The organism is Kaistia nematophila (assembly GCF_026343855.1).
In the GTDB taxonomy this organism is placed as follows: domain Bacteria; phylum Pseudomonadota; class Alphaproteobacteria; order Rhizobiales; family Kaistiaceae; genus Kaistia; species Kaistia nematophila.
Genome location: NZ_JAPKNK010000012.1, coordinates 102,333 through 127,447 on the forward strand (window position 1 = coordinate 102,333; position 25,115 = coordinate 127,447).

Annotated in this window: 23 protein-coding genes; 16 read left to right on the plus strand and 7 right to left on the minus strand. The window is 66.6% G+C overall.

Annotated elements, in window-relative coordinates; all coding sequences use genetic code 11:
- Positions 1-44: 44 nt before the first annotated feature.
- Positions 45-695, minus strand: coding sequence for a helix-turn-helix transcriptional regulator (locus OSH07_RS21770; RefSeq protein ID WP_266340803.1), 651 nt, complete (start codon positions 693-695; stop codon positions 45-47).
- A 544-nt stretch (positions 696-1,239) separates the two neighbouring features.
- Here OSH07_RS21770 and OSH07_RS21775 point away from each other — a divergent pair.
- The 9 genes from OSH07_RS21775 to OSH07_RS21815 all read left to right on the plus strand — a co-directional run bounded on the left by OSH07_RS21775 (position 1,240) and on the right by OSH07_RS21815 (position 8,984).
- Positions 1,240-1,542 (plus strand): urease subunit gamma, encoded by a 303-nt coding sequence (locus tag OSH07_RS21775; protein WP_266340804.1) that lies wholly within the window; start codon positions 1,240-1,242, stop codon positions 1,540-1,542.
- Positions 1,543-1,578: 36 nt separating this feature from the next.
- A complete protein-coding gene (locus OSH07_RS21780) occupies positions 1,579-2,052 on the plus strand; it encodes an urease subunit beta (RefSeq protein WP_277614364.1) in 474 nt (157 codons plus the stop codon).
- Positions 2,053-2,122: 70 nt separating this feature from the next.
- Positions 2,123-3,844: an urease subunit alpha gene (locus OSH07_RS21785; RefSeq protein ID WP_266340805.1), complete on the plus strand. Its 1,722-nt coding sequence runs from the start codon at positions 2,123-2,125 to the stop codon at positions 3,842-3,844.
- A gap of 31 nt (positions 3,845-3,875) precedes the next feature.
- Entirely contained in the window at positions 3,876-4,502 is a 627-nt protein-coding gene (locus OSH07_RS21790) for an urease accessory protein UreE (protein ID WP_266340806.1), read from the plus strand.
- Positions 4,486-5,202, plus strand: a complete 717-nt coding sequence (locus tag OSH07_RS21795; protein WP_266340807.1) for an urease accessory protein UreF — start codon at positions 4,486-4,488, stop codon at positions 5,200-5,202. Before OSH07_RS21790 ends, OSH07_RS21795 begins: the two co-directional genes overlap by 17 nt.
- Before the next feature lie 20 nt (positions 5,203-5,222).
- A complete protein-coding gene (gene ureG, locus OSH07_RS21800) occupies positions 5,223-5,858 on the plus strand; it encodes an urease accessory protein UreG (RefSeq protein WP_266329807.1) in 636 nt (211 codons plus the stop codon).
- Positions 5,858-6,766, plus strand: coding sequence for an urease accessory protein UreD (locus OSH07_RS21805; protein WP_266340808.1), 909 nt, complete (start codon positions 5,858-5,860; stop codon positions 6,764-6,766). Before ureG ends, OSH07_RS21805 begins: the two co-directional genes overlap by 1 nt.
- 64 nt (positions 6,767-6,830) lie before the next feature.
- Positions 6,831-7,847 carry an urea transporter gene (gene yut, locus OSH07_RS21810; protein WP_266340809.1) on the plus strand — a complete coding sequence of 339 codons (1,017 nt, stop codon included), beginning with the start codon at positions 6,831-6,833 and terminating at the stop codon, positions 7,845-7,847.
- 51 nt (positions 7,848-7,898) lie between these two features.
- Complete coding sequence (locus tag OSH07_RS21815; protein WP_266340810.1) at positions 7,899-8,984, plus strand: hypothetical protein; 1,086 nt, start codon at positions 7,899-7,901, stop codon at positions 8,982-8,984.
- 13 nt (positions 8,985-8,997) lie between these two features.
- Here OSH07_RS21815 and OSH07_RS21820 read toward each other — a convergent pair whose 3' ends face one another.
- Both OSH07_RS21820 and OSH07_RS21825 read right to left on the minus strand, forming a co-directional pair.
- Positions 8,998-10,983, minus strand: coding sequence for an FUSC family protein (locus OSH07_RS21820; RefSeq protein ID WP_266340811.1), 1,986 nt, complete (start codon positions 10,981-10,983; stop codon positions 8,998-9,000).
- Positions 10,984-11,172: 189 nt separating this feature from the next.
- Positions 11,173-11,793 (minus strand): TroA family protein, encoded by a 621-nt coding sequence (locus OSH07_RS21825; protein ID WP_266340812.1) that lies wholly within the window; start codon positions 11,791-11,793, stop codon positions 11,173-11,175.
- Positions 11,794-11,900: 107 nt separating this feature from the next.
- On the opposite strand from OSH07_RS21825, the gene OSH07_RS21830 reads away from it, so the two are divergent.
- The gene (locus OSH07_RS21830) at positions 11,901-12,377 is read left to right on the plus strand and encodes a YbaK/EbsC family protein (protein WP_266340813.1); all 477 of its coding nucleotides are present in this window, start codon (positions 11,901-11,903) and stop codon (positions 12,375-12,377) included.
- 87 nt (positions 12,378-12,464) lie between these two features.
- Complete coding sequence (locus OSH07_RS21835; protein WP_266340814.1) at positions 12,465-14,510, plus strand: ABC transporter substrate-binding protein; 2,046 nt, start codon at positions 12,465-12,467, stop codon at positions 14,508-14,510.
- A gap of 15 nt (positions 14,511-14,525) precedes the next feature.
- Here the strand turns inward: OSH07_RS21835 and OSH07_RS21840 are convergent, their stop codons facing one another.
- The 4 genes from OSH07_RS21840 to OSH07_RS21855 form a co-directional block, all read right to left on the minus strand.
- Complete coding sequence (locus OSH07_RS21840; protein WP_266340815.1) at positions 14,526-14,792, minus strand: glycine zipper domain-containing protein; 267 nt, start codon at positions 14,790-14,792, stop codon at positions 14,526-14,528.
- A 295-nt stretch (positions 14,793-15,087) separates the two neighbouring features.
- Positions 15,088-15,351 (minus strand): glycine zipper domain-containing protein, encoded by a 264-nt coding sequence (locus tag OSH07_RS21845; protein WP_266340816.1) that lies wholly within the window; start codon positions 15,349-15,351, stop codon positions 15,088-15,090.
- A 259-nt stretch (positions 15,352-15,610) separates the two neighbouring features.
- Positions 15,611-16,903 carry an L-rhamnose catabolism isomerase gene (gene rhaI, locus OSH07_RS21850; protein WP_266340817.1) on the minus strand — a complete coding sequence of 431 codons (1,293 nt, stop codon included), beginning with the start codon at positions 16,901-16,903 and terminating at the stop codon, positions 15,611-15,613.
- Positions 16,904-17,073: 170 nt separating this feature from the next.
- Positions 17,074-19,173, minus strand: coding sequence for a bifunctional rhamnulose-1-phosphate aldolase/short-chain dehydrogenase (locus OSH07_RS21855; protein ID WP_266340818.1), 2,100 nt, complete (start codon positions 19,171-19,173; stop codon positions 17,074-17,076).
- 292 nt (positions 19,174-19,465) lie between these two features.
- Here OSH07_RS21855 and OSH07_RS21860 point away from each other — a divergent pair, with 292 nt between their 5' ends.
- From OSH07_RS21860 to OSH07_RS21880, 5 genes are all read left to right on the plus strand, one after another.
- Positions 19,466-20,257, plus strand: a complete 792-nt coding sequence (locus OSH07_RS21860) for a DeoR/GlpR family DNA-binding transcription regulator (protein WP_266340819.1) — start codon at positions 19,466-19,468, stop codon at positions 20,255-20,257.
- A gap of 75 nt (positions 20,258-20,332) precedes the next feature.
- Entirely contained in the window at positions 20,333-21,841 is a 1,509-nt protein-coding gene (locus tag OSH07_RS21865) for a sugar ABC transporter ATP-binding protein (RefSeq protein WP_266340820.1), read from the plus strand.
- A gap of 5 nt (positions 21,842-21,846) precedes the next feature.
- Positions 21,847-22,827 (plus strand): ABC transporter permease, encoded by a 981-nt coding sequence (locus tag OSH07_RS21870; RefSeq protein WP_420909670.1) that lies wholly within the window; start codon positions 21,847-21,849, stop codon positions 22,825-22,827.
- A gap of 7 nt (positions 22,828-22,834) precedes the next feature.
- A complete protein-coding gene (locus OSH07_RS21875; protein WP_266340822.1) occupies positions 22,835-23,785 on the plus strand; it encodes an ABC transporter permease in 951 nt (316 codons plus the stop codon).
- Positions 23,786-23,854: 69 nt separating this feature from the next.
- Positions 23,855-24,961 carry an autoinducer 2 ABC transporter substrate-binding protein gene (locus tag OSH07_RS21880; protein ID WP_266340823.1) on the plus strand — a complete coding sequence of 369 codons (1,107 nt, stop codon included), beginning with the start codon at positions 23,855-23,857 and terminating at the stop codon, positions 24,959-24,961.
- Positions 24,962-25,115 lie beyond the last annotated feature (154 nt).

Consider the following 25,115-nt stretch of genomic DNA (forward strand, 5'->3'; position numbering starts at 1 on the left):
CAGTCCCTGCCGGGATCATGCGGGATCCGACTCCGGCGGCGCGCTCAGAGCGCCGCGTAGATCGCCGCGGCCTGGGCGCGCGAACCGACCTCGAGCTTCTTCAGGATCTCGATCACGTGGTAATCGACCGAGCGCTTGGACTGGCCGACGATCAGCGCGATCTCTGTGTTCGACTTGCCGTTCGCGACCCATTTCAGGATCTCGCGCTGCAGGGAGGACAGCGAGCGAAACTTGGCGCTGCCTCCACCCGCCTGCCCGGTCTGCAGGCCGATCGCGGCGGCGCGCGCCGTGCCGACCATGCCGATGATCGACGCCGCGTGCAGAACGTCCTTGTCGTGCTCGCGGTCGGCAAAGGACAGCAGCGTCAGCGCGCCCAGCTTTTCCGAGGCGCCGCGAAACGGAATCGTTACGCCGCCGTAGATCCCTGCAAATTTAATGTACTCGTAATAGTCGCGATGACGACCATGGTCCCAGATGGTCCGCTGCCAAAGCAGAGGGCCCGTTCCGGTCGCCGCATAATCGAGCAGGGGATCCTTGTCCGACCATCCGCCGCGCTCATAGGCGACGAGATCATCATAGGACCAGTTGGTCAGCGTCGGATCTGTCATGAAATCGCGCTGGGCGGTCTTCTCGCAGCCAAGGTTGAAGCTGTCGAAGCCGAGCGCGCGCACGGCGGAATAGATGGCGGCTTGCAACTCTTGCTTGTCGCCAGCCTCGCATATCTCGGCGACAGCCTTCGATGTCAGCTCAAGCAGAAGCAATACACGAATTTCCCTCAGTCAAATACATGACGGCCGCGCGCTTCCGGATCATTTATTTCAAATTCCGAACGAATAAGTAATATATCAGGGCAACTACCGGTTGGCAACTGATCGACTGGTCGGTTGATCCCCGACCGGGCCGGGCGCTAGGCTTTAAACACAGGCGGGTCTTGTCGAGACAAGGACCCTCCGTTAGTTATGAACCAGGCAATGTTGTGGGGAACTCAGCCTAGGGATTGCTTGCCGTCATCGTATTTTCGCATGATGGTGCTCGACAATACGCTGTATTGGCTGTGAGCGCAGGGCAATAGCCGTCAGGGCGGCCACTGATATTGACAGCTTGGACGGCGGTTTCGTGACGCGTCTTGTACGAAACCGCTCGGTCCCCCTCGACTGGCATGGGCTGAAGCACCGCTATGCCTAGGCATGGGCCGATGTCGATCAGTGAAGATTAGCGACAAAACATTCGGAGACGACGATGCATCTGACGCCGCGAGAGTTCGATAAGCTTACCATCCACATGATGGCGGACGTCGCGCTCAAGCGCAAAGCCAAGGGCCTGAAGCTCAACCATCCCGAGACCGTCGCCGTGCTCTGCGCCTATGTGCTCGAAGGCGCGCGCGAAGGCAAATCCGTCGAGGAAGTCATGGACGGCGCCCGCCATGTCCTGACCGCGGCGGACGTGATGGACGAAGTGCCGGCCATGCTGCCGCTCATCCAGGTCGAAGCCGTGTTCACCGACGGCAGCCGCCTCGTCAGCCTGCATAGCCCGATCGTCTGAACAGCCCGCCAGCGCGCGAAACTCCAGGAGGCTGCCTTGGCCAAGAACCCGACTGCGAAGCCCGCCGACACCGCCAAAGCGGCGTCGACCCCGGCCCCGACGCCGCCCGGCGGCTATGTGGTGGCGCCCGGCTTCATCGAGATCAACCCGGGCCGTCCGCGCACGACGCTGACGGTGCGCAACACCGGCGACCGCCCGGTGCAGATCGGCTCGCATTTCCACTTCTTCGAGGTGAACCGCTACCTCGAATTCGACCGCGCCGCCGCCTTCGGCCAGCGCCTCGACATCCCGGCCAACACGGCCGTGCGCTTCGAGCCCGGCGACGAGAAGGAAGTGACCCTCGTCCCTTATGGCGGCAAGCGCTTCGTCTACGGCTTCAACAACCTGGTCGATGGCTGGACCGGCGACGGCCCGACGCCCGACTACCGCCCCAACAAGGCCCACTCGGTCGCCAAGGCAGAGGAACTCGGCTTCAAGTCGAAGGTCCTGAAGGCCAAGCCCGCGAAGTGATCCCGCGCCGCCCGGATCCGGCTCCTCGGACCCCGCGCCCCTCCCATTCCGTTTTTGAAGGTACGGCGTCATGACCCAGATGTCCCGCCAGCAATATGCCGATCTCTATGGTCCCACCGTCGGCGACAAGATCCGCCTCGGCAACACAGACCTCTATGTCGAGATCGAGAAGGACCTTCGCGCCGTCTATGGCGACGAACTGCAATATGGCGGCGGCAAGACGCTGCGCGACGGCATGGGTTCGGAAAACCAGCTGACCCAGGAGGCCGGCTGCCTCGACCTCGTCATCACCAACGTCACCGTGCTCGAGCCGACGCTCGGCGTCGTCAAGGCCGATGTCGGCATCCGCAATGGCCGCATCGTCGGCCTCGGCAAGGCCGGCAACCCGTCGACCATGGACGGCGTCACGCCGGGCCTCGTCACCGGCGCCTCGACCGACGCGATCTCCGGCGAGCACCTGATCCTGACCGCCGGCGGCATGGACACCCACGTCCATTACATCTCGCCGCAGCAGGTCTATGCCGCGCTCTCGAACGGCATCACCACCGTCTGGGGCGGCGGCATCGGCCCGGTCGACGGCAGCAACGGCGTCACGACCACCAATGGTCCGTGGAACCTCGAGATGATGCTGCGCGCCGTCGAGGGGCTGCCGATCAATATCGGCCTGCTCGGCAAGGGCAACTCGACGGGCAAGGGCCCGATGATCGAGCAACTGCATGGCGGCGCCGCCGGCTTCAAGGTGCACGAGGACTACGGCGCCACGCCGTCGGCGATCCGCGCCTGCCTTTCCGTCGCCGACGACTATGACGTCTCGGTCGCCGTCCATACCGACACGCTGAACGAATCCGGCTATGTCGAGGACACGATCGCCGCCTTCGACGGCCGCACCATCCACACCTTCCACAGCGAGGGCGCCGGCGGCGGTCACGCGCCGGACCTTCTGAAGGTGGTCGGCCAGGGCAACGTCCTGCCAAGCTCGACTAACCCGACCCTGCCATGCGGCAAGAACTCGGTCGCCGAGCTCTTCGACATGATCATGGTCTGCCACAACCTGAACCCGAAGATCCCCTCCGACGTCGCCTTCGCCGAAAGCCGCGTGCGTTCGGAAACGATCGTCGCCGAAAGCGTGCTGCACGACCTCGGCGCGATCTCGATGATCGGCTCGGACTCGCAGGCCATGGGCCGCATCGGCGAGAACTTCCTGCGCGCCCTGCAGACGGCGGACGCGATGAAGAAGGCGCGCGGCCAGCTCGAGGAAGACGCGCCGGGCAACGACAATTTCCGCGTGCTGCGCTACATCGCCAAGGTCACGATCAACCCCTGCCTGACCTCCGGCCTCGCCCATGAGATCGGCTCGGTCGCGCCCGGCAAGTTCGCCGACCTGGTGCTGTGGGAGCCGGCCTTCTTCGGCGCCAAGCCGAAGATGGTGCTGAAGGGCGGCTTCGTCGCCTGGGCCAATATGGGCGACCCGAACGCCTCGCTGCCGACGCCGCAGCCCATGTACTACCGCCCGATGTTCGGCGCCTTCGGTTCGGCCATGCAGAAGAGCTCGATCACCTTCGTCTCGCGCGCCGCCTATGACGACAAGATCGGCGAGAAGCTCGGCCTGCAGCGCAACATCAGCCCGGTCTCCGGCACGCGCATCCTCGGCAAGCAGCACATGGTCCGCAACGACTACCTGCCCAACATCGACGTCAACCCCGAGACCTTCGCGGTGACGATCGACGGCAAGCACGTCACGGTCGACCCGCCGACGAGCATTTCGCTCAACCAGCTCTATTTCTTCAGTTGATCACCTGCGTTTCCGCGCAGCAGAGGCACGCATGATACTTATCGAAAGCACGCTCGGTAACATCCAGGATCCGGAATGGGCGAAGACCCTGGAGGGAGCCGCGGTCGACTGGCTCGAACTGGACCAGTGGGAAGCGCAGAAGAGCCGTCTCCGCAAGGCGACGCAGCAGGATGTCGAGCTCGCCCTTTCGCTCGACCGCAACTCGCACCTGCATGACGGCGACATCCTGGTCTGGGACGAGGCGAAGCGCGCCGCCATCGTGGCGCGCATCACGCTGCGCGAGGTGATGATCATCACCCTCGACGACGTCGTTGGCGAGACCATCCCGAACATGGTGCAGACGCTGTTCGAGCTCGGCCACGCCCTGGGCAACCAGCACTGGCCGGCCGTCGTCAAGGGCACCAAGGTCTACGTGCCGCTCACCGTCGACAAGAAGGTGATGAACTCGGTCATGAAGACGCACGCCCTCCCCGGCGTCCGTCACGAGTTCATGCCCGGCTCGGAGGTGATCCCCTACCTGGCGCCGCATGAATCGCGTCGCCTGTTCGGCGGCGCGAGCGACACGCCGCATTCGCATCACCATGCCTCGAAGGATGCGCACGGCCACGGACACGACCATGGACATTCCCATGGCCACGCCCATGCCCATGACCACTGAGGCGGATTCCGAGCGATCCCTGCCGGAGCTGCTCTATCTGCTTCAGTTCGCCGACTCCGCCCTGCCGGTCGGCGGTTTCTCGTTCTCGAACGGACTGGAAACCGCCATTCAGCAGGGCATCGTCGACGGCCCGGCGACGCTGCGGGCCTATACCGAGACGTCGATGTGGCAGGCCGCGACCGGCGACGGCGTCGCGGTGCTCTGCGCGCATCGGGCGGTCGAGGCCGGCGATGTCGACGAACTGCTGCGCATCGACCGGCTGGTCCATGAGCGCAAGCTGAACGAGGAAACGCGCTTGATGACGGTTCGCATGGGCAAGAAGCTCTGCGAACTCTCGGCGGGAATGATCGAGGCACCGCTCCCTGGCGACTGGTTCCAGCGGATCAAGCGCGGCGAGACGCCGGGAACCCATCCGGTCAGCCTCGCGATCACGCTGGCGACGCTCGGCGCCAATCGCCGCGACTCGTTCGGCGTGCATCAGTATGGCGTCGGCAACGGCGTGCTGAGCGCCGCGCTCCGCCTGATGCGGATCTCGTTCGTCGACACCCAGAAGATCCTGCTGGACGTCACGGCCCAGGTGGGCCCGGCCTATGAACGGGTTGCCGATGCGAGCGTCGACGAGATGGCGAGCTTCTCGCCGATCATCGACATCCTCGCGGCGGTGCACGTGAAGGGCCATGTCCGGATGTTCATGAATTAACAAGGTAGCTGGATAGCACTATGAAAAAGATCCCCCGCATCGGCATTGGCGGTCCCGTCGGCTCCGGCAAGACCGCCATCATCGAGGCGATCACGCCCGTGCTGGTGAAGCTCGGCTATCGCATCCTCGTCATCACCAACGATGTCGTCACCACCGAAGACGCCAAGCATGTGCAGCGCACGCTGCGCGGCATCCTGCTCGAGGAGCGCATCATCGGCGTCGAGACGGGCGGCTGCCCGCACACGGCCGTGCGTGAAGACCCCAGCATGAACCTCGCCGCCGTCGAGGAGATGGAAGCGAAGTTCCCGGATTCCGACCTCGTGCTGATCGAGAGCGGCGGCGACAACCTGACGCTGACCTTCAGCCCGGCGCTGGTCGACTTCTTCATCTACGTGATCGACGTCGCCGCCGGCGACAAGATCCCGCGCAAGAACGGCCCCGGCGTCAGCCATTCCGACATCCTCGTCATCAACAAGACCGATCTTGCCCCCTATGTCGGCGCGAGCCTCAAGGTCATGGACGATGATTCCCGTATGATGCGCGGCAAGAAGCCCTTCGTGTTCACCAACTGCAAGACGAACGAAGGCATCGAGGAACTGACCGACCTGATCCGCCAGAACCTGCTGTTCGAAACCACCGAAAAAGCAGGCGCGTAATGTTCAGCGGCGCCCGGGAACTGGGGGCTTACCAGGACGAGCCCCCTCAGCTGCCAAGCGGCTCCTTCGGCAAGAACGCCTTCCTGCGGCTCGGTTTCGAACCGGGTCCGCACCGGACGGTGCTTCGCACGCTGCATCGCCGTGCGCCGCTGATCGTCCAGCAGGCGCTCTACTGGGACGAGGAGATGCCGGAGCTGCCCTGCGTCTCCGTCATCTCCAATGCCGGCGGCATCCTGCAGGGAGACCGCAACGTCATCGAGATCGACATGGCCGCCGATGCGCAGGCCCATGTCACCACCCAGTCGGCGACGCGCATCCACGAGATGGACGCGAACTATGCCAGCCAGACGCAGCTTCTGACCCTCGCGGCCGGTTCCTATCTGGAATATATCCCGCGCCCGGTCATTCCGGCAAAGAACTCGCGCTTCATCCAGTCGACGCGGATCCTGATCGATCCGACGGCGACGCTGGTCTATTCGGAGATCATGATGCCGGGCCGGAAATACTACCGGGACGGCGAGATCTTCCAGTACAAGCTCTTCTCCTCGACCGTCGAGGGCGCGCGGCCGGACGGCGAGAGCCTGTTCACGGAGAAATTCGTGCTGGAGCCCGGCGTCCATGACGTGACGCGGATGGGCATGATGGGCGGGTTCCACGTCTTCGGCAACGTCATCGTGCTGACGCCGAAGGACAAGGCCGATGCGCTGTTCGAGCGCACCCAGCCGGCCTTCGACAGCGAGAACGAGCTCGCCTATGGCGCCAGCCGCCTGCCGCATGATGCCGGTCTGATCTTCAAGGTGCTCGGCATGGAATCGGCGCCGGTCATGGCGAAGATCCGCGAATTCTGGTCCGAGGCCCGGCAGATCGCCGTGGACCGCAAGGTTCCCGAAAACTTCCTCTGGGCGTGAGGCGACGCCCGGAGGACTGAAACGACCTGGCGGCAGCGCCGCATCGACATGATGGGGGAATGAAATGTCGAACGCCCTTTCCAGCTGGACCGACGTCGCCGGGAAGAACCCGGTTCTCGGCTTCCTCGACATCAACCTGCGCGGCGCCGGTCAGGTCATCTTCCAGAACAACCCGCTGACGGGTCTGTTCTTCCTCGCCGCCATCGTGTGGGGCGCCATCGCCGGCGGCCAGATCGACATCGCCATCGGCGCCGTCGTCGCGCTGGTGATCGCCACCGTCACCGCCATCCTGCTCGACGCCGACAAGGCCTCGCTCGAACAAGGCCTGTTCGGCTTCAACGGCGTGCTGGTCGGCGCGGCGGTTCCCACCTTCCTCGCCGATGGCGCGACGATGTGGTTCCTGCTCGTCGTCGGCGCCGCCGTCTCGACCGTCGTCATGCTCGCCGTCTCCAAGGTGATGAAGACCTGGGAAACTCCCGCCCTCACCTTCCCCTTCGTACTGACGACCTGGTTCCTGGTGCTCGGCGCCTATTCGTTCGGCCAGGTTCCGATCGCCTCGATGGGACCGCCGGCGCTGCCGCATGCCGTCAGCGGCGCGGAGACGGCCGTCAACGCCACCGAGCTGTTCCTCGCCTGGCTCAAGGGGCCGGCTCAGGTCTTCCTCATCAACAATCCGGTCAGCGGCGTGCTGGTGCTGATCGGCCTGCTCGTCTCGTCGCCCTGGGCGGCCCTGCTCGCCGCACTCGGCGCGGCGGTGGCGCTGGCCGTCTCACTGGCGCTCGGCGCGAGCCTCGCCTCGATCACGGCCGGCCTCTATGGCTTCAGCCCGGTGCTGACCGCCGTGGCGCTCGGTTGCGTGTTCTACGCGCCCTCCGCGCGCGTACTCGGCTTCGCCCTGCTCGGGACGATCTTCACGGTGATCGTGCAGGGCGCCATGGACGCAGGCATCGCGCCGATCGGCATTCCGACCTTCACCGCGCCGTTCGTGTTCGTCACCTGGCTGTTCCTGCTGCCGAAGGCCGACCTGCAGCCGCATCCGCACGCGCCGATCCAGGGCGGGCTCTTCAAGAAGAAGAGCTGACCTCCCGCCCCGAAAAGCGCACGCCCTGATCCCGCACGCTTCGAGACGATCATGATCGCCCTTCACATCCTCGCCTGCCTGGCGGGAGTCCTGCTCCTCGTCCTCTATTTCCGCTCCATCGTGGTCGTCGCCCTGCTGAACTCGAAGGCGCATGACGTCATCGAGCGATCGGCGCGACGCGGCGCCGTCGCCATCGTCCAGCGCTTCATCCATCCAAGCGCCGACTATGCCGACATCCAGCGCCGGCAGGCCTGGATCATGCCGATCTTCGTGCTGCTCGCGGTGGTGACCTGGTTTCTGCTGGTGCAGATCGCCTTCACCGGCATTCTCTGGGGCTTGCGCATCGAGCCCGACCTCTGGCGGGCGCTGAGCGCCAGCGGCTCGGCTCTGAGCACGCTCGGCTACCTCACGCCGTCGACGCTGGCCGGCGAATATCTCGCCGTCTTCCAGGCTGCGATCGGCCTCGCCGTCGTGATGCTGCTGTTCACATTCGTGCCGGGCTATCAGGCGGCTGTTCAAACGCGCGAGCGCCAGGTCGGATGGCTCTATGCCCGCACCGATGACGAGGCGACCGGCGACCGCTATCTCGACTGGCTGACGACGGCCAAGGGCGACATCGACATCAGCAAGGGCTGGGAAGACTGGGAAGACTGGTTCCGCGGCATGCGCGAGACCCACACGCTGTCGCCGATCCTCTCCTATGTGCCGTCGATCTATCGCGGCACGAGCTGGATTGCCTCGGCCGCCAGCGTCCTCGATGCGGCGACGGCCGTCGTCGCCTGTCTCGGCAAGAACGCGCCCGACGAGGCGCGGATCTGCCGCCGCGAGGGCGCGAAGACGATGCGACTGATCGCGGCGGCGCTCGACACCGGCGAGCCGTCCCGGCCCTCGGCAGCGAAGCACCAGGAAAGCGAGCGCTTCGACAGCCTCCATGCCATCCTGGCCGAGGCGGGCCTGCCGGTCGGCGACAAGGCCGAAAGCTTCCGCAGCTACGTGGCGCTGCGGGCCGAATATGCGCCCTTCATCTCGCACATCGCCGCCGCCACGCTGACGCCGATGACGCTGCTCGATGCGGCGGGCCTGATCGGCAGCCGGACGGCGGCGACGGCCGAGCCGGCCACCGTCGGCGCGGTCTAGAGGCGCAGCGCCGCTACGTCGCCGGCTGCATCAGCTGTGACAGCCGCGCCAGCTCGAAATCGACCTCCCGGAAGGCCGGATCGCCATCGGCGCTCGCGGGTATCGGATCGCCGGGCTGCCTCGCGGGACGGCCGACCGACGCGCGCAGCGCCTCGAAGGCGGCGAGCCGCTGTTCGACGGCGGCTGGATCCAGCGTCACAGTGCCGGCGAGATTGCGCTCGGCGAGCCGCGTGATGCGATCGCAGAGGCGCTCCGCCTCGACCACGGCCGGGAACCACGCCGCGGCCTCCCGGCTCGCCGGCGGCGGCTCGGCGATGGCGCGCTGCAGGGTGGTCCGCACATTCGACAGGCTGCGATAGGCAGTGGTCATCGCCGCCAGATCCGTCGAGCGCGCCGACGGCACCCCGGCCGGATCGGCCGGCGGCGGCGTCGAAGCGGCATGGAAGAACGCTTCCGCAGCCGCCATCGCGCCGGCGAAGGCGCGCTGGATCTGCGCCGCGGGATCGCGCGGCCAGATCAGGTAGCCGAAGACCAGCACGATGGCCGAGCCGATCAGCGTGTCGACGAGGCGCTGCGGGCCGAAATCGGCGGTTCCGGGCGCCGTCATGTCGATCAGGATCAGCACCAGCGGCGTCAGGAAAGTGCACTGCATCGCATAGCCGCGCAGCCCGGCGGCCGGCACGACCAGGCCGAGCCCCGCCATGCAGGCGAGCAGCCAGAACCCCTTCGGCACGAAAGTCAGCACGACAACGCCAATGGCGACGCCCAGGATCGTGCCGATCGAGCGCTGAACGGCGCGAACGAACACCGAGCCGAAATCCGGCTTCAGCACGATCACGACGCAGAGCGGGATCCAGTAGGATCGCACGCCGCCGAGCCAGATCTGCGCCGCGAAGGCGATGGCGAGGCAGAGCGCCAGCCGCAGAGCCGTGATGATCACGTCACGCCCCGGCGCGAGGCGGCCGACCTGGGCGAGCCGCGCATGCCAGCCGGGCCGGGCCGAAGCGGGGCTTGCCTTGCGGATCATCTTCCCCGGAACGGCCCTCGGAGCGGAGACCTCCGCATCCGGCCAGATCTCGTCGACGAGATGATCGAGAATGCCGGCAAGCCCCTCGCCTCCGACGGTGGCGTCGGATGGACGCGCCCTGCCCCGGGCGACCGCGGTCGCGATGCCATCGAGGCGATGGCCGGCGGCGGCGAGTTCGTCCGGCGCATGGCCGCCCGCCATCAGAGCGGAGAACAGCATGCCCGTTGTGGAGAGGATGGCCGCACGGCCATCACTGGCCGGCGTGCTGCCCTCGCTGCGCAGACGCGCTTCGAGCAGGCCGGAATAGGCTTTCATCATCGCATCGGTGACATGGCGGCGCTGCTGCTCGAACGGGGTCGCGAGCGCATGGCCGGCCTTGTCCTCGGGCGGCTCGGCGGCGGCGCGCGCGAGATGCGCCAGCGCATGCAGCAGATGCGCCAGCGCCGTCCGTTCGGGCAGGTGCCGGTCGAACAGCGCCTCAATCGCGAGAAGCAGCGCGGCGAAGCCGGCGCCGCCTGCGAAAAGCAGCGCCGGGATCCAGATGGAGCTCGGGGCATGATCGCCCGCCGCCGCGATCACGGCGAGCATCAGCATCTGCATGGCCCCGGTCGAATAGACGGCGCCATAGCCGCTGATCAGCCCGGAAAGGATGGCGACGAGAACCAGCAGCGCCAGCGTCAGCAGGCCGTGCCCCGCCACCAGCGCCCCCAGCATGAAGCCCGACATGGCGATCGGCACAATGATCAGGAAGTTGCGGAAGCGGGTGCGATAGGGATCGGACTGCACCTTGACCGAATTCAGCAGCGCGCCGAGCGACACCATGATCGCAGCCTCGACCTCGCCGGTCAGCAGGCCGACGAGCATCGGCAGCGTGACGGCGATGGCCAGACGGACCGAATGCCGCCAGGGCCACGCCGTCTTCGGATTGAGCCGCGTCAGCAGCACGAGCCAATCGGCAGGCTTATAATGCATTGGCTTTATCACCATCCTTCGCGGCCGCGCCGAGCTGCAACCGGTGGCTTCATCGATTCATCAAGCTAATCTTATAGTTGGGAAAGGCGCGCCGGGGAAAGCGCTTGCGTGCGGGCCACCGCGATCGCCCCACGCAGATGCAGCCGCCATGGCCGTCATCGGGACAGAAAAGCAGGCGTCGGTCCGGCTTCAGCCGCCGACATGCACCCAGGCATAGGCGAGCAGCGCGACGACGCCGACCAGGATGCCGGCGAGAAAGGCCGCGGCGATCCAGCCGCCATGCGCGGTCGAGGGTGCGCGCGCCGACGTCTCTTCCACGGCCGGCCTCGACAACGACCGGCGCTCGCGGCGCGGCGGCGCGTCCTGCTGCGCGGCGCGGCGCAGCAGCCAGTCGCCCTCCAGCGCCCGGTCGCGCTCGATGATGCGCTCGGCGACATAGTGCATGACGCAATCGGCCATGGCGTCGAGATCGGCGGTCTCGAGGATGACGGTGCGGCCAAGCCGCGTATCCTTGACGAAGCGATAGCTGCGCCGGTCGCGCGCCATGGCGACGAAGGACGTCATGTCGATCCAGAAGCGCGGCTGGCTGCCACTATCGATCTGGGCGATGAACTGGTCGTCGTCCTCCGGCACTTCCGCGAAGACGCCGCGGAGCTCGTCGGCAAGCATCTCGAGCCTGGCCCGCTCGGTATCGCGCAGTTCCGCCACCACGTCGGCACGCTCCGCCTCCGCCAGCCGAACCTTCCGGATCGCATCGGCGAGATGGCGGACGTTGGACGGCGAACCCTGCCTGCCGCTGGCGTCGTTCATCGTTGACTCCGGATGGATGCGACGGTCTCCTCGTCACCCTAGCAAATCCGACCCGCCACCGCATCCCTTCGATCGGCCGGCCGGTCCAAGCCCCGGGAGCCAAGCCGATGACCGAGATCCCCGCCCCGGCCGCGCGCGTACGCGACGCCGCAGAAGCGCTCGGCCTCGACATCGGCCTGCGCGTGATGGACGTGTCGGCGCGCACCGCCGAGGAGGCGGCGGCCGCGTGTGGATGCGTCGTCGGCGCGATCGTCAAGTCGCTGGTCTTCCGCGGGGTCGCGAGCGGCGCGCCGATCCTGCTCCTCGTCTCCGGCGCCAACCGCGTCAACGAGACGAAGGTGGCCGAGGCGATCGGCGAGGCAATCGAGCGACCAGACGCCGCCTTCGTGCGCGGCGCGACCGGCTTCGCCATCGGCGGCATCCCGCCCTTCGCCCACGCCACGCCGCTAGCGAGCTTCTTCGACCGCGACCTGCTCGACCATGCCAGCGTCTGGGCGGCGGCGGGAACGCCGCACGCCGTCTTCGCCGTCAGTCCGAAGGCGTTGCAGGCGGCGATCGGCGCACCGGCGATTGTGATGGGATGATGTCGGAAAAGCGCGACAACGGCTTGAGATCGCCTGAATTCTGACGATTATCGCGCCCCGGGTCGGGACCGATACGGAGAGATGAACATGCGATTCGCCTGGATCGCCGGCGCGATGCTTGCGGCAACGGCCGCGCTTCCCGCCAGCGCCGACGTGATCTATCCGCGCGGGCTGGTGAAGGCCCCGGAGACGCTCGATCCGCAGAAGGCCGCGACCTTCAACGAGACGCCGATCCTGTACGACCTGTTCGAGGGCCTGGTTTCGCCCGACGCCGACGGCAAGACGGGCCCTGGCGCGGCCGAGAGCTGGAGCATCTCCCCCGACGGCCTCGTCTACACGTTCAAGCTGCGCGACGGCGCCCGCTGGTCGAACGGCGACGTGGTCAAGGCGGCCGATTTCGTGGCATCGTTCCGTCGCCTGTTCACGCCGGCGACCGGCGCGACCGAGGCCGGCCCGCTGCTCGTCATCAAGGGCGCCGCCGCGATCCAGCAGGGAACCGCCAAGCCGGACACGCTCGGCGTCGCGGCGCCGGATGCCGCAACGCTGGAAATCACGCTGGAACGGCCGGTGCCGACCTTCCTCGGCCGCCTCGCCCTTCCCGTCGCCCTCCCCGTCAACGTTGCCTCGATCAAGAAGCTCGGCGCCGATTTCGGCACGACCGGCAAGATCGTCTCGAACGGCGCCTATCGCCTCGCCGCCATCGACAAGAAGGATGGCTACATCCTCGTCAAGAACCCGCGTTTCCGCGACGCCAAGACGATTCCGATCGACAGCGTCGTCTACAAGGCGTTCGAGGACGTCGCCGGTTGCGTCGACGCCTATCGCGCCAAGGCCGTTCTCTCGTGCCCGGACGTGCCGACGGAAAATCTGCCGAGCCTGAAGGACGAGTTCGGCCCGGCGCTGCATTTCGCGCCCTATCCCGGCACGTACTATTTCGCCATCAACACGGCGAAGCAGCCGTTCGACAAGGTCGAGGTCCGCCGCGCTTTGTCGCTCGCGATCGACCGCGAGGCGCTCGCCCGCGCCGTCTGGTCCGGCGGCATGGTTCCGGCCGAGACGCTGGTGCCGCCCGCCCTCTCCGGCATGCCGGCCGCGACGCCGGCATCGATCGAGACACGCCGCGCCGAGGCGCGCAAGCTGCTCGAAGCGGCCGGCTTCAAGGAAGTCGCCGCCGTCCAGCCGGCAACGCCCGCGCCGGCCGCCGCCAAGGCGCCCGACACGGCGGCTGGCGCAGAGACCGCCGGCAACGACAAGCCCGCATCGCCGGACGGCGCGGCGAAGGACGCCGCCGCCGGGGATTCGAGCGCCAAGGACACGACTGCCCAGGATACGGCCTCCAAGGATACGGCCTCCAAGAACACGACCGCCAAGGATGCCGGCGGCAGCGATGCCGCCACGGCGGATGCGGACCCGAAGGACGCCAGCGCCAGCGACGCGGCAAACCACGACGTGACCTATTCGATCACGGCCAAGCCGAGCGTCACCAAGCCCGGCGACGCAGCCCCGGCGAACGATACGCCGGCTAAGGATGCCATGGAGGCCGGCAAGGACGAGGCAGAGCCCGCCGCGCCGGAAGCTCCGGCCACTCCCGCTGCCAAGGTCGCTCCCGAAGCGGACAAGAAGAACGAGGCGGAGGCGGATGCCGCCGGGCGGAAGCCGTTGCGGCTCGCGATCCGCGTCGGCACCGGACTCGGCCATGAGGAGACGGCGCGCGTGATCGCCGACCAGTGGAAGGAGATCGGCGTCGAGGCGACGATCGTCACCGAACCGAACCAGGCGCATTTCGCACGTCTGCGCGATGGCGGCGACTTTGACGTGGCGCGAACGGGCTGGATTGCCGACGAGGCGGATCCGATCGACCTGCTGACCGTGCTGCGCAGTGACAATGTCCGCTTCAACTATGCGCGCTACAACAACCGCGACTACGACAAGCTGCTCGACCAGGCCGCGACCGACATGGACGCCGGACGGCGCAAGCAGGAAATCGACGCGGCGGCGGCTCTTCTCGCCACCGACGCGCCGATCATTCCCCTGCTCGGCTACGTCTCGCTATCGCTGGTGTCGCCGACGCTCTCGGGCTGGAACGACAATCTGCTCAACGTCCATCCGACCCGCTTCCTGTCGGTCGACTGAGCCGGCCCAAGCCGGTCAGCGGCAGGCGACGTAGTGACGGCGGCCATACTGGTCGCGCCAGTAGCAGCGACCCGTCGTGGCGTCCGCAATGATCGCGCCGGTAACGGCGCCGACACCCGCGCCGATCAGCGCGCCACCGGCCCGGCCGGTGGCCGCGCCGCCGATCGCCGCGCCCGCCAGGCCGCCGACGACGGCGGCGTCTCCCTGCCGGGATCCGGTCGTGCAGCCGGCCAGGATGGCGCCGGACAGCGCAAAGACGATCACGAGGGAAGATTTCCGCATTTCGACCTCCTCCGGACGCGGCCCTGACGAAGAGCCCTGGGCGGCACGTCCTGCTTGCACCGTGCGGAGATGTAATGTGGGAGGCTGGCGATGAGTTCCAAGAGAACGGTCCGGGGAGAACGTCCAGGGGACGAAGGCCCGGGCTCCTGACGCGGAGATCGCGGGGCACGTCTGACGCGCCCAAAAGAAAACGGCCGGAACCTGGGTTCCGGCCGTTTCTCGCACTATAGGCAGAAGCCCCGGCAAGATCAGGGCCGCAGAGGCCTGCGCCTCCGGGTGAACCGCAGAAGCGCGCTTAGCGGCAAGACGTGTAGTGACGACGGCCGTAGCGGTCCTTCCAGTAGCAGCGACCGGAAGCGTCAGCGATGATCGCGCCCGTGACCGCACCGACGCCGGCGCCGATTGCCGCAGCGCCGACGCTGCCGCCGGCGAGACCACCGATCGCCGCACCGGCGAGGCCACCGACGACCGCGCCGTCACCGGCGCGCGAGCCGGTCGTGCAGCCAGCAGCCACAGCGCCGAGGGCAACGAGCATAACGAGCGTAGAAGCCTTCTTCATCAATCTCTCCTGTCCATTGAGAACCCCCGAGGGAGACCGTCCGAAGAACGGACCGGCCGGTTCCCCCACATCGGCGCTCGATCCCGACAACCGGCATTCGCGAGGAATCGCCAGCGGCCGAGATCATGGCCATGCACCCGTACCCCTTGAAGGGTCAGTCAGGCTCGAAGTCAAGCTAGCTGTTCTGAAGGGCACAGAGAAGAGGCAAGTCGAATCGGACCTGCCTCTTCTTATTCTGTTGTCAATAGAAGTATAAAAGTCACACGATGCCGCTGGAGTTACCACCGCTCGACGGACGCTCCGCCGTCACCTTGGCCCGGTATCCGGCCGCGCGGTAGACGCCGACGGGATCGATGGCGCCGCCCTTGGCAAGCCGCGCCTTGGCGAGGATCGGCCCGACATCGGTGGTGAAGGCCCGCTTCAGCGTCTGGTTCGCCATCAGCACGTCATTGCCGTCCTGGTAGCCGGCAAGCGCGGCGCGGTCGACCAGCAGCGCCTGCGCATAGGCGCGCAGGATCTCGATGGCGCTGGTCATCAGGCTCTCGATCGGATCCGTCACATTGTGCGACTGGTCGATCATATAGGCAGGGCTGAAGCCCCGGGCCTTGCGATGTTCGGCGTCGACCAGCTCGTTGAAGACGAGGAAGAGCTGGAACGGGTTGATCGCGCCGGCGTCGAGATCGTCGTCGCCATACTTCGAATCGTTGAAGTGGAAGCCGGCCAGCTTCTCGAACTGGATCAGCCGCGCGACGATCATCTCGATGTTGACGTTCGGCGCGTGATGGCCGAGGTCGACGAGGCAAAACGCCTTCGGACCCAGCTCCTGGGCGATCATGTAGTTGGTGCCCCAGTCCTGCACGACCGTCGAATAGAAGGCCGGCTCATAGAGCTTGTGCTCGGTGAAGACGCGCCAGTCGTCCGGCAGAGCCGCATAGACCGACTTCATCGCGCCGAGATAGCGCTCGAACGCGCCGGTGAAGTTCGACTGACCGGGGAAGTTGGAGCCGTCGCCGATCCATACCGTCAGCGCCTTGGAGCCGAGCGCCTTGCCGATCTCGATCGTCTCGATGTTGTGCTCGATCGCCTGCTGGCGCACGGCCGGATCGGTATGCGACAGCGAGCCGAACTTGTAGGAGAGCTTCTGGTCCTTGGCGTCCGAGAAGGTGTTCGAGTTCATCGCGTCGAAGCCGAGGCCGAGCGCGTCGGCATGCGCCTTCAGCGCCTTCGGATCCGCCTGGTCCCACGGATTGTGCAGCGAAACGTTCGGCGTGGCGCGGGTCAGCTGGTTGATGACGGCGCAATCGTCGAGCTTCTCGAAGATGCCGCGCGGCTCGCCGGGGCCGGCGAAGCGGGCGAAGCGCGTGCCGCCGGTGCCGACGCCCCAGGACGGCACCGCGACGGTAAAGGCCGCGACATTGCGGGTGATGACGTCGATATCGATGCCGCGACGGTCGAGCTGCTCGCCGAGCGAGGAATAATCATTGGCGAGCGCCGCGTCCTCGGCCTTGTTCTTTTCGGCGAGAAGATCGGAAGAGATCGGAAGATCGGTCATGTGGCGGGTCCTCCCCGAGCCTTGTGTTTTCGGCGAAACGACCGGCCCAGCGGACAGGTCGTGTTCCAGTCCTCTCCGTCGCCCCCGCGAAGGCGGGGATCCATCCAGCCCGAATGCCTCAGGCTGGATGGATCCCGGGTCAAGCCCGGGATGACGGCGAGATCAGGTGCTTACCTGGTGAACGAGATGACGTTGCCGGCATCCACGTTGATGATGTTGCCGGTCGACTTGTTCGACAGGTCGGCGGCGAGGAAGTAGGCGGCCTCGGCGATGTCCTCCGGGAACACGCTGCGCTTCAGGAGCGAGCGATTGCGGTAGAACTCCTCGAGATCGTCCTCGCCGATCTTGTTCGACTCGGCGCGCTGCTGGCGCCACTCGCCCTGCCAGATCTTCGAGCCGCGCAGCACTGCGTCCGGGTTGATCGTGTTGACGCGGATGCCGAACGGCGCGCCTTCCAGCGCCAGGCAGCGGGCGAGATGGATCTCGGCCGCCTTGGCGGTGCAATAGGCCGAGGCGCCGGCCGACGCCGCGAGGCCATTCTTCGAGGCGATGAAGACGATCGAGCCGCCGAGCTTCTGCGTCTTCATGATCCGGTAGGCGGCGCGCGAGACGAGGAAATAGCCGGTCGCGAGGATCGCGATGTTCTTGTCCCAGGTCTCCAGCGTCGTCTCCTCGAACGGCGCGGCGGAGGAGATGCCGGCGTTGGAGACGAGGATGTCGATGCCGCCAAATTCGATCAGCGTGTCGTGGAACGCCTTGTCGACCGCGCCTTCGCTGGTGACGTTGGCGATGACGCCGCGGATATTGTCCTTGCCGTACTTGGCGCCGAGGCCGGCGACGGTCGAATCGAGTGCCGCCTGGTCGATGTCGGCGATCATGACGACCGCGCCTTCCTGCAGGTAGCGGATGGCGGTGGCCGAGCCGATGCCGCCGGCGCCGCCGGTGATGAAGGCGATGCGGCCGGCGAGCGACTTCGCCTTCGGCATGCGCTGCAGCTTGGCTTCCTCGAGCAGCCAGTACTCGATGTCGAAGGCTTCCTGCTCCTTCAGGCCGACATAGGTCGAGACCGTCGAGGCGCCGCGCATCACGTTGATGGCGTTGACGTAGAACTCGCCGGCGATGCGGGCGGTCGCCTTGTCGCGGGCAAAGGTGATCATGCCGACGCCGGGCACCAGGTAGACGACGGCGTTGGGATCGCGCATGGCCGGGCTGTTGGCATGCTTGCAGCGCTCATAATAGGCGGCGTAGTCGGCGCGGTAGGCGTCGAGCGCGCCGTCGAGGCCGGCGAGCACCTCATCGAGATTGTCCTTGGCCGGGTCGTAGTCGACGACCAACGGACGGATCTTGGTGCGCAGGAAATGATCGGGGCAGGACGTGCCGAGCGCCGCCAGTGAGCGAAGCTGAGCGGAATTGACGAATTCAAGCACGGCCGGCTGGTCGTCGAAATGACCGATCTTCGATTCCGTCTTGCCTATGCGGCCGCGGATCTGCGGCATCAGGGCGGCTGCGACGGCGCGGCGCTTGTCGGCGTCGAGCGACTGCGCGACGGCGCCGCCGAAGATCGCCTTGCCCTCGGTCTCCCTGGCGAACCAGGCGATCGCCTTGTTGATGATCTCGAGCGTCAGCTCATAGGCGTCCTTGGCGGTGTCGGCCCAGGTGAACAGGCCATGGCTCTCGAGCACCACGCCCTTGGCGTTGGGGTTCTCGTTGGCGAACTTCGACAGCCACAGGCCGAGCTCGAAGCCCGGGCGCTTCCACGGCAGCCAGCCGATGGTGTCGCCATAGATCTGCTTGGTCAGTTCCTTCGAATTCTCGGACGCCGCGATGGCGATGATCGCGTCGGGATGCATGTGGTCGACATGCTTGTAGGGCACGTAGGCGTGCAGCGGCGTGTCGATCGAGGCGGCGCGCGGGTTCAGGTTGAAGGTGCAATGCGGCAGGTAGCCGACCATCTCGTCTTCGTGCTCGAGGCCGCGATAGATGCCCTTCAGCGCTTCGAGCTTGTCCTGGTAGAGGGTCGAGAAGCCGTCGAGCTTCATCGAGCCGACGTCGCCGCCCGAACCCTTGACCCAGAGCACGGTGACGTCCTGGCCGGAGAGCGGGTCCTTCTCGACGACCTTGGCCGAGGTGTTGCCGCCGCCGAAATTGGTGATGCGCTTGTCGGAACCGAGCAGGTTCGAACGATAGAGCAGCAGCTCGGATTCGCTCAGGCCGGCTGCCTTGGCGTCGTCCCAGCGATTGTCGAGGAGGTGCGAAGCGGAAGAGGTCATGATCGGAGTTGCTCTTGATCGGTCGCCGCTTCGCATGGCGCGAGCGCATTCGGATCGGCGAACCATCCACGGGGGACGTCGCTCGGCCTTTCGAGCCGAGGACCACGCAATTGCGGCCCATGATCTGTCAGCCGAGCCGGCGCTTGTCAATCAAAAGCAGTCAGATCAGAGCGATATCGCACTGCGATATGATCGATATTGATCATTTTGCGCCGCATCATTATCGATGATGATCGTTTCTGATTGACAATCATCGGAAAGCTTGGAAAATCCCGGCCAGTCGGAGGGTCGCATGCACGAAATCGAGCGTCACAGGATCATCCTCGGCGAGGTGGCCGAGCGCCCCGTCGTCACGGTGGCGCAACTGGTCAGCCTGACGGGCGCCTCCGAGGCGACGATCCGACGCGACATCACCGCGCTGAACGACATCGGCCAGCTGCGCAAGGTGCGCGGCGGCGCCGAGCGGCTGCATGGCGAGAACGGCATCGGCAGCCTGATGACGCCGGCCTTCGAGGAAACCCGGCTGCAGAACCTCGCCGCCAAGCGGGCGATCGCGCGGGCCGCCGCCAACCTCGTCGAGGACGGGGAATCGATCATCGTCAATGGCGGCACCACCACCTATTGCCTCGGCCCCTACCTCGCCGACCGCAAGCTGCGCGTCCTGACCAATTCGCTCGATCTCGCGCTCTACCTGATCGCCAATGGCGACTGCCAGGTCGTGCTGCCGGGCGGCGACGTCCATCGCGAGCAGCGCATGGTCGTCAGCCCCTACACCAGCGACACGGTGATCGAGCATTTCTACGCCGGCAAATATTTCCTCGGCGCCCACGCCATCCGCCGCCAGGGCCTGATCGAGGGCGATCCCGTCCTGATCAAGGCCGAGCAGAAAATGCTGAAGCAGGCCGAACAGGTGATCGCGCTCGTCGACGGCTCGAAGTTCCAGCCGCGCGGCAGCCTTATACTCTGCCCGCTGACCCAGCTCGACCGGGTCATCACCGACACGTCCGCCCCGCAGGAAGCCTGCGACATGCTTCGGGATGCCGGCGTCATCGTCGACGTCGTGGAGGTCCCGCCGGAGAGCTGACCGACCGATACCTTGCCAATCCCGGCCAACAACAAAAACCGGCACAAGCCGGACGTTCAAGGGAAACGCCAAGTTATGCAGCCGATCCTCGCACTCGACGGGGTCTCGAAGTCGTTCGCCGGCGTGCACGCGCTGAAGAACGTCTCCTTCGACGTCCGACCGGGCGAAGTGCATGCGCTCATGGGAGAGAACGGCGCCGGCAAGTCGACGCTGATCAAGGTCATGGCAGGCGTCCATGCCCCCGATAGCGGCGACATCCGCGTCAATGGCGAGAAGGTCCGCTTCGCCTCGCCGCGCGAGGCCCGCGCCGCCGGCATCGCCACCGTCTACCAGGAACTCCTGCTCTTCCCCGAGCTCTCCGTGGCGGAAAACATCTTCCTCGGCCACGCGCCGCGCACCACGATGAACGCGCTCGACTGGACGAAGATGCGCAACGAGGCGCGCCGCCTGCTCGACGACCTCGACAGCCATGACCTCGACGTCGACGCCCGCGTCGGCAGCCTCTCGGTCGCCAACCGCCAGCGCGTCGAGATCGCCAAGGCGCTGTCGCAGGACGCCCGCGTGCTGATCATGGACGAGCCGACGGCGGCGCTCGCCGACGCCGATGCACGCCGGCTGATGGACGTCGTCCGCCGCCTGCGCGACCGAGGCGTCGCCATCGTCTATGTCTCGCACCGCATGCCCGAAATCTTCGCGCTCGCCACCCGCGTCACCGTGCTGCGCGACGGCGCCTATGTCGGCACGCACGACATCGGCGACATCACCGAGGCCGAGCTGGTCTCGATGATGGTCGGCCGGCCCGTCGACCAGCTCTTCCCCAAGGTCGACGCCGAGATCGGCGCGCCGGTGCTGGAACTGCGCCAGGTCGGCTATCGCGACGAGGTCGAGAACGCCTCGTTCACCCTGCGCGCCGGCGAGATCGTCGGCATCGCCGGGCTGATCGGCTCGGGCCGCACCGAGCTGGCGCTCACCATCTTCGGCATCACGCCGGCCACCTCCGGCGAGATCCTGCTCGACGGCAAGCCCATCGCCATCACCAGCCCGAAACAGGCCCGCGACCTCGGCATCGCCTATGTGCCGGAAGACCGCGGCCTGCAGGGCCTGATCAAGTCGCAGACGATCCGCGAGAACCTGTCGCTCGCCCTGCTCGACCGCATTTCGACGGCAACGATCGTCAACCGTGCCCGGGAATCGAGCCTGGCGCGCGAACTGATCAAGCGTTTCGGCATCCGCGCCCGCGGACCGGAGCAGCGCGTCAAGCAGCTCTCCGGCGGGAACCAGCAGAAGGTCGTGCTGGCGAAATGGGTGGCAACCGAGCCGCGCGTGCTGATCATGGACGAGCCGACGCGCGGCATCGACGTCGGCGCCAAGGCGGAGATCCACGCCCTGATGAGCCGGCTCGCCGGCCAGGGCCTGGCGGTGCTGATGATCTCGAGCGAGCTGCCGGAAGTGCTCGGCATGAGCGACCGCGTCCTCGTCATGAACAATGGCCGCATCGTCGCCGAATTCGACCGCGCGCAGGCGACGCCCGACAGCGTCGGCGCCGCCATGATGCAGACCCAGGACCTGGCGGAGGTGGCGTGATGTCGATGTCTGCTCCCACCGTCGCCCGCACCGCGCCGGCGATGCACCCGATGAAGCGGATTGCCGCCTATGGCCAGGAGTTCATCCTGCTCGGCGCCATCATCGTGCTGTTCATCGTCGTCGGCATCACCAATCCGCGCTTCTTCGGCGCCAACAACATCACCAACATCTTCGCCGGCAACGCCTATATCGCCGTCGCGGCGATCGGCATGTCGCTGGTGATCATCTCCGGCCATATCGACGTCGCGGTCGGCTCGCTGATCGGCGTGCTGGCGACGATCTCGGGCACGCTAGCGGTGAACGGCTATCCGATCTGGCTCGCCTGGCTGACGCCGGTCGTCATCGGCATCGCCGTCAATGCCGGTGTCGGCGCGCTGGTCGCCTATCTCCGCATCCCCTCGATCGTGGTGACGCTCGGCATGCTGTCGGTCCTGAAGGGCGGCCTGATCAGCGTCACGGCCGGCGCCTGGATCACCAACCTGCCGGAAGACTACCTGATCTCGCAGTTCCGCCTGCTCGGCGTCCCCTCGCCGGTCTGGTTCATGGTCATCCTGACGGCGCTGGTGGCGTTCTGGATGCGCTATTCCGGCTTCGGCCGGACGATCTACGCCATCGGCGGCAATGTCGAGGCGGCGCGCGTCGCCGGCATCCAGGTCGAGCGCTCGACGGTGATCGTCTTCGCCATCCACGGCGCCTTCGCCGGCATCGCGGCGGTGCTGTTTGCCACGCAGCTGCAGGTGATCCAGTCGACCGTGCCGCCGAACCTGGAGCTGACGGTGATCACCGCCTCCGTCGTCGGCGGCGTGTCGATCCTCGGCGGCACCGGCACGGTGATCGGCTCCACCCTGGCGGCCATCCTGTTCGCCGCCATCGCCTCCTCGCTCATCTTCCTCAACGTCTCCGCCTATTGGCTGCGCGCCGTGCAGGGTCTGCTGATCCTGATCACCGTGCTCGCCGACATGGCGCGTCGACGCCGGCTCCGGTGACGATACGATGACCGCAACCCTTCGCTCCCTGCTCCGGCACGAAACGATCCTCGCGATCCTGCTCGTCATCGTGCTCTTCGCGCTCGCAAGCCAGTCCGACCGCTTCTTCACCACGGCCAACCTCCTGAACCAGGGCCGGCTGATGGCCGAGGTCGGGCTGGTGGCGCTGGCGATGACCTTCGTCATCGTCACCGGCGGCATCGATCTCTCGGTCGGCTCGATCCTCGGCCTGACGGCGATCCTGCTCGGCGTGTTCTGGCACAATCTCGGCGTGCCGCTCCCGGTCGCCATGGTGCTCGCCGTCGTCGCCGCCGGCATCGGCGGCCTCGTCAACGGCGTGATCATCACCCGCTTCAAGGTGCCGCCGCTGATCGCGACGCTGGCAACGCTCGCGCTCTATCGCGGCCTCGCCGAAGGCATCAGCCAGGCCCGCTCGGTGCGCGGCTATCCCGACTGGTTCTTCGTGCTCGGCCAGGGCGACGTCTGGGGCGTGCCGACGCAGCTCTGGATCCTCGGCGCCCTCGTCATCGTCGCCGGCGTGATCCTCGGCCTGACCACGTTCGGCCGCGCCACCTATGCGGCCGGCGCCAACGAGACCGGCGCGCGCTTCTCGGGCATCAGCGTCGATCGCACCAAGCTGCTGATCTACACAGCCTCCGGCCTCGTCGCCGGGCTCGCCGGCGTCATCTTCGTCTCGCGCGTCTCGACGACGCGCTCCGACATGGGCACCGGGCTCGAGCTCGATGTCATCACCGCGGTGGTGCTCGGCGGCACGTCGATCTTCGGCGGCCGCGGCACCATCATCGGCACCGTCCTCGGCCTGATCCTGATGCAGGCGCTGAAGAACGGTCTCGCTCTGTCCGGGGTCAAGGGCGACGGCACCATCGTCGTCATCGGCCTCGTGCTCATCCTCGCGATCGTCGCGAGCAATCTCTTCAGCCGCGAAGGCGACGGCTGAATCTGGAGGGGATGGAAGGGTCTCGCCGTAACAACAAAGGCCCCGACGTCATTTTGGAGGAGAAGAGCAATGTTGAAGAGAACCGTAGCCCTGGCACTTGGGCTCAGCCTCGGCGTCAGCAGCGCCGCCTTCGCAGCGACCTGGACCGGCGGCGACGACCTGCCGACCAACCCGCTCGCCTGCGACGGCACGCCGGGCAAGGTCGAGGCCAAGCCCTATGACGGCGGCGTGCCGACCAATGCGCCGGACCGCAAGGGCAAGCAGATCAAGGTGGTCGACGTGCCGAAGCTGATCGGCATCGGCTATTTCAACGCCACCTCGAAGGGCATCGCCGACGCCGCCAAGGAACTCGGCAATGTCGACGCCAAGACCGACGGCCCGACGCAGGCCAATATCGACCAGCAGATCTCGTTCATCGACAACTACATCACGTCCGGCGTCGACGGCATCCTGTTCGCCGCCAACGACCCGGTCGCGATCGCACCCGTGCTGAAGAAGGCGCTCGCCGCCGGCATCAACGTCGTCGGCTATGACGCCAACTCCGAGCCGGACGCCCGCCAGTGGTTCGTCAACCAGGCCGAGTTCAACGGCATCGCCAAGGCGCTGGTCGACAACATGGCGAAGGAAATCGGCGAGGACGGCTCGTTCGCCATCGTCACATCGACCTTCACCACGCCGAACCAGGCGCGCTGGATCTCCGAGATGGCGGCCTACCAGGAGAAGTGCCATCCCAACATGAAGTGGCTGGAGACGGTCGAGGCGCAGGAAGACAACGTCCTGTCCTTCAACCAGGCCACCACGCTGATCAACAAGCATGGCGCTGACTTGAAGGGCATCTTCGGCATGACCTCGGTCGCCACCCCGGCCTCGGCCGAGGCGGTCACCCAGGCCGGCCAGTGCGGCAAGGTCGCCGTCGTCGGCCTCGCCACGCCGAACGCCATGAAGCCCTATGTCGCCAAGGATTGCGTCAAGTCGGTCGTGCTGTGGAACCCGGTCGATCTCGGCTATGCCGCGATGCAGGTCCTGCGCGCCACCGCCGATGGCGACCTGAAGCCGGGCGCGACCTCGGTCAAGGCCGGCAAGCTCGGCGAACTCCAGGTGATCAACGGTTCCGAGATCCTGCTCGGCGCGCCGTACACCTTCACCAAGGAAAACATCAACGACTTCGACTTCTAGTCGAGGCCAGGACGCGAGGCAGGGTTGCCCTGCCTCGCGTTGCTTTTTGGAGAGAGCCGCACAATCGCATGAAGTCGCTCCTACCCTTCACCTCTCCCGTGGGACAGGTCGACGGCCGCAGGCCGGCGGGTGAGGGGGTCAGGCATCATCGGAT

Coding starts and splice junctions, on each gene's coding strand:
- OSH07_RS21775 (WP_266340804.1), top strand. CDS start 1,240: ATGCATCTGACGCCGCGAGAGTTCGATAAGCTTACCATCCACATGATG.
- OSH07_RS21785 (WP_266340805.1), top strand. CDS start 2,123: ATGACCCAGATGTCCCGCCAGCAATATGCCGATCTCTATGGTCCCACC.
- OSH07_RS21790 (WP_266340806.1), top strand. CDS start 3,876: ATGATACTTATCGAAAGCACGCTCGGTAACATCCAGGATCCGGAATGG.
- OSH07_RS21795 (WP_266340807.1), top strand. CDS start 4,486: ATGCCCATGACCACTGAGGCGGATTCCGAGCGATCCCTGCCGGAGCTG.
- ureG (WP_266329807.1), top strand. CDS start 5,223: ATGAAAAAGATCCCCCGCATCGGCATTGGCGGTCCCGTCGGCTCCGGC.
- OSH07_RS21805 (WP_266340808.1), top strand. CDS start 5,858: ATGTTCAGCGGCGCCCGGGAACTGGGGGCTTACCAGGACGAGCCCCCT.
- yut (WP_266340809.1), top strand. CDS start 6,831: ATGTCGAACGCCCTTTCCAGCTGGACCGACGTCGCCGGGAAGAACCCG.
- OSH07_RS21815 (WP_266340810.1), top strand. CDS start 7,899: ATGATCGCCCTTCACATCCTCGCCTGCCTGGCGGGAGTCCTGCTCCTC.
- OSH07_RS21820 (WP_266340811.1), bottom strand. CDS start 10,983: ATGCATTATAAGCCTGCCGATTGGCTCGTGCTGCTGACGCGGCTCAAT.
- OSH07_RS21825 (WP_266340812.1), bottom strand. CDS start 11,793: ATGAACGACGCCAGCGGCAGGCAGGGTTCGCCGTCCAACGTCCGCCAT.
- OSH07_RS21830 (WP_266340813.1), top strand. CDS start 11,901: ATGACCGAGATCCCCGCCCCGGCCGCGCGCGTACGCGACGCCGCAGAA.
- OSH07_RS21835 (WP_266340814.1), top strand. CDS start 12,465: ATGCGATTCGCCTGGATCGCCGGCGCGATGCTTGCGGCAACGGCCGCG.
- OSH07_RS21840 (WP_266340815.1), bottom strand. CDS start 14,792: ATGCGGAAATCTTCCCTCGTGATCGTCTTTGCGCTGTCCGGCGCCATC.
- OSH07_RS21845 (WP_266340816.1), bottom strand. CDS start 15,351: ATGAAGAAGGCTTCTACGCTCGTTATGCTCGTTGCCCTCGGCGCTGTG.
- rhaI (WP_266340817.1), bottom strand. CDS start 16,903: ATGACCGATCTTCCGATCTCTTCCGATCTTCTCGCCGAAAAGAACAAG.
- OSH07_RS21855 (WP_266340818.1), bottom strand. CDS start 19,173: ATGACCTCTTCCGCTTCGCACCTCCTCGACAATCGCTGGGACGACGCC.
- OSH07_RS21860 (WP_266340819.1), top strand. CDS start 19,466: ATGCACGAAATCGAGCGTCACAGGATCATCCTCGGCGAGGTGGCCGAG.
- OSH07_RS21865 (WP_266340820.1), top strand. CDS start 20,333: ATGCAGCCGATCCTCGCACTCGACGGGGTCTCGAAGTCGTTCGCCGGC.
- OSH07_RS21870 (WP_420909670.1), top strand. CDS start 21,847: ATGTCTGCTCCCACCGTCGCCCGCACCGCGCCGGCGATGCACCCGATG.
- OSH07_RS21875 (WP_266340822.1), top strand. CDS start 22,835: ATGACCGCAACCCTTCGCTCCCTGCTCCGGCACGAAACGATCCTCGCG.
- OSH07_RS21880 (WP_266340823.1), top strand. CDS start 23,855: ATGTTGAAGAGAACCGTAGCCCTGGCACTTGGGCTCAGCCTCGGCGTC.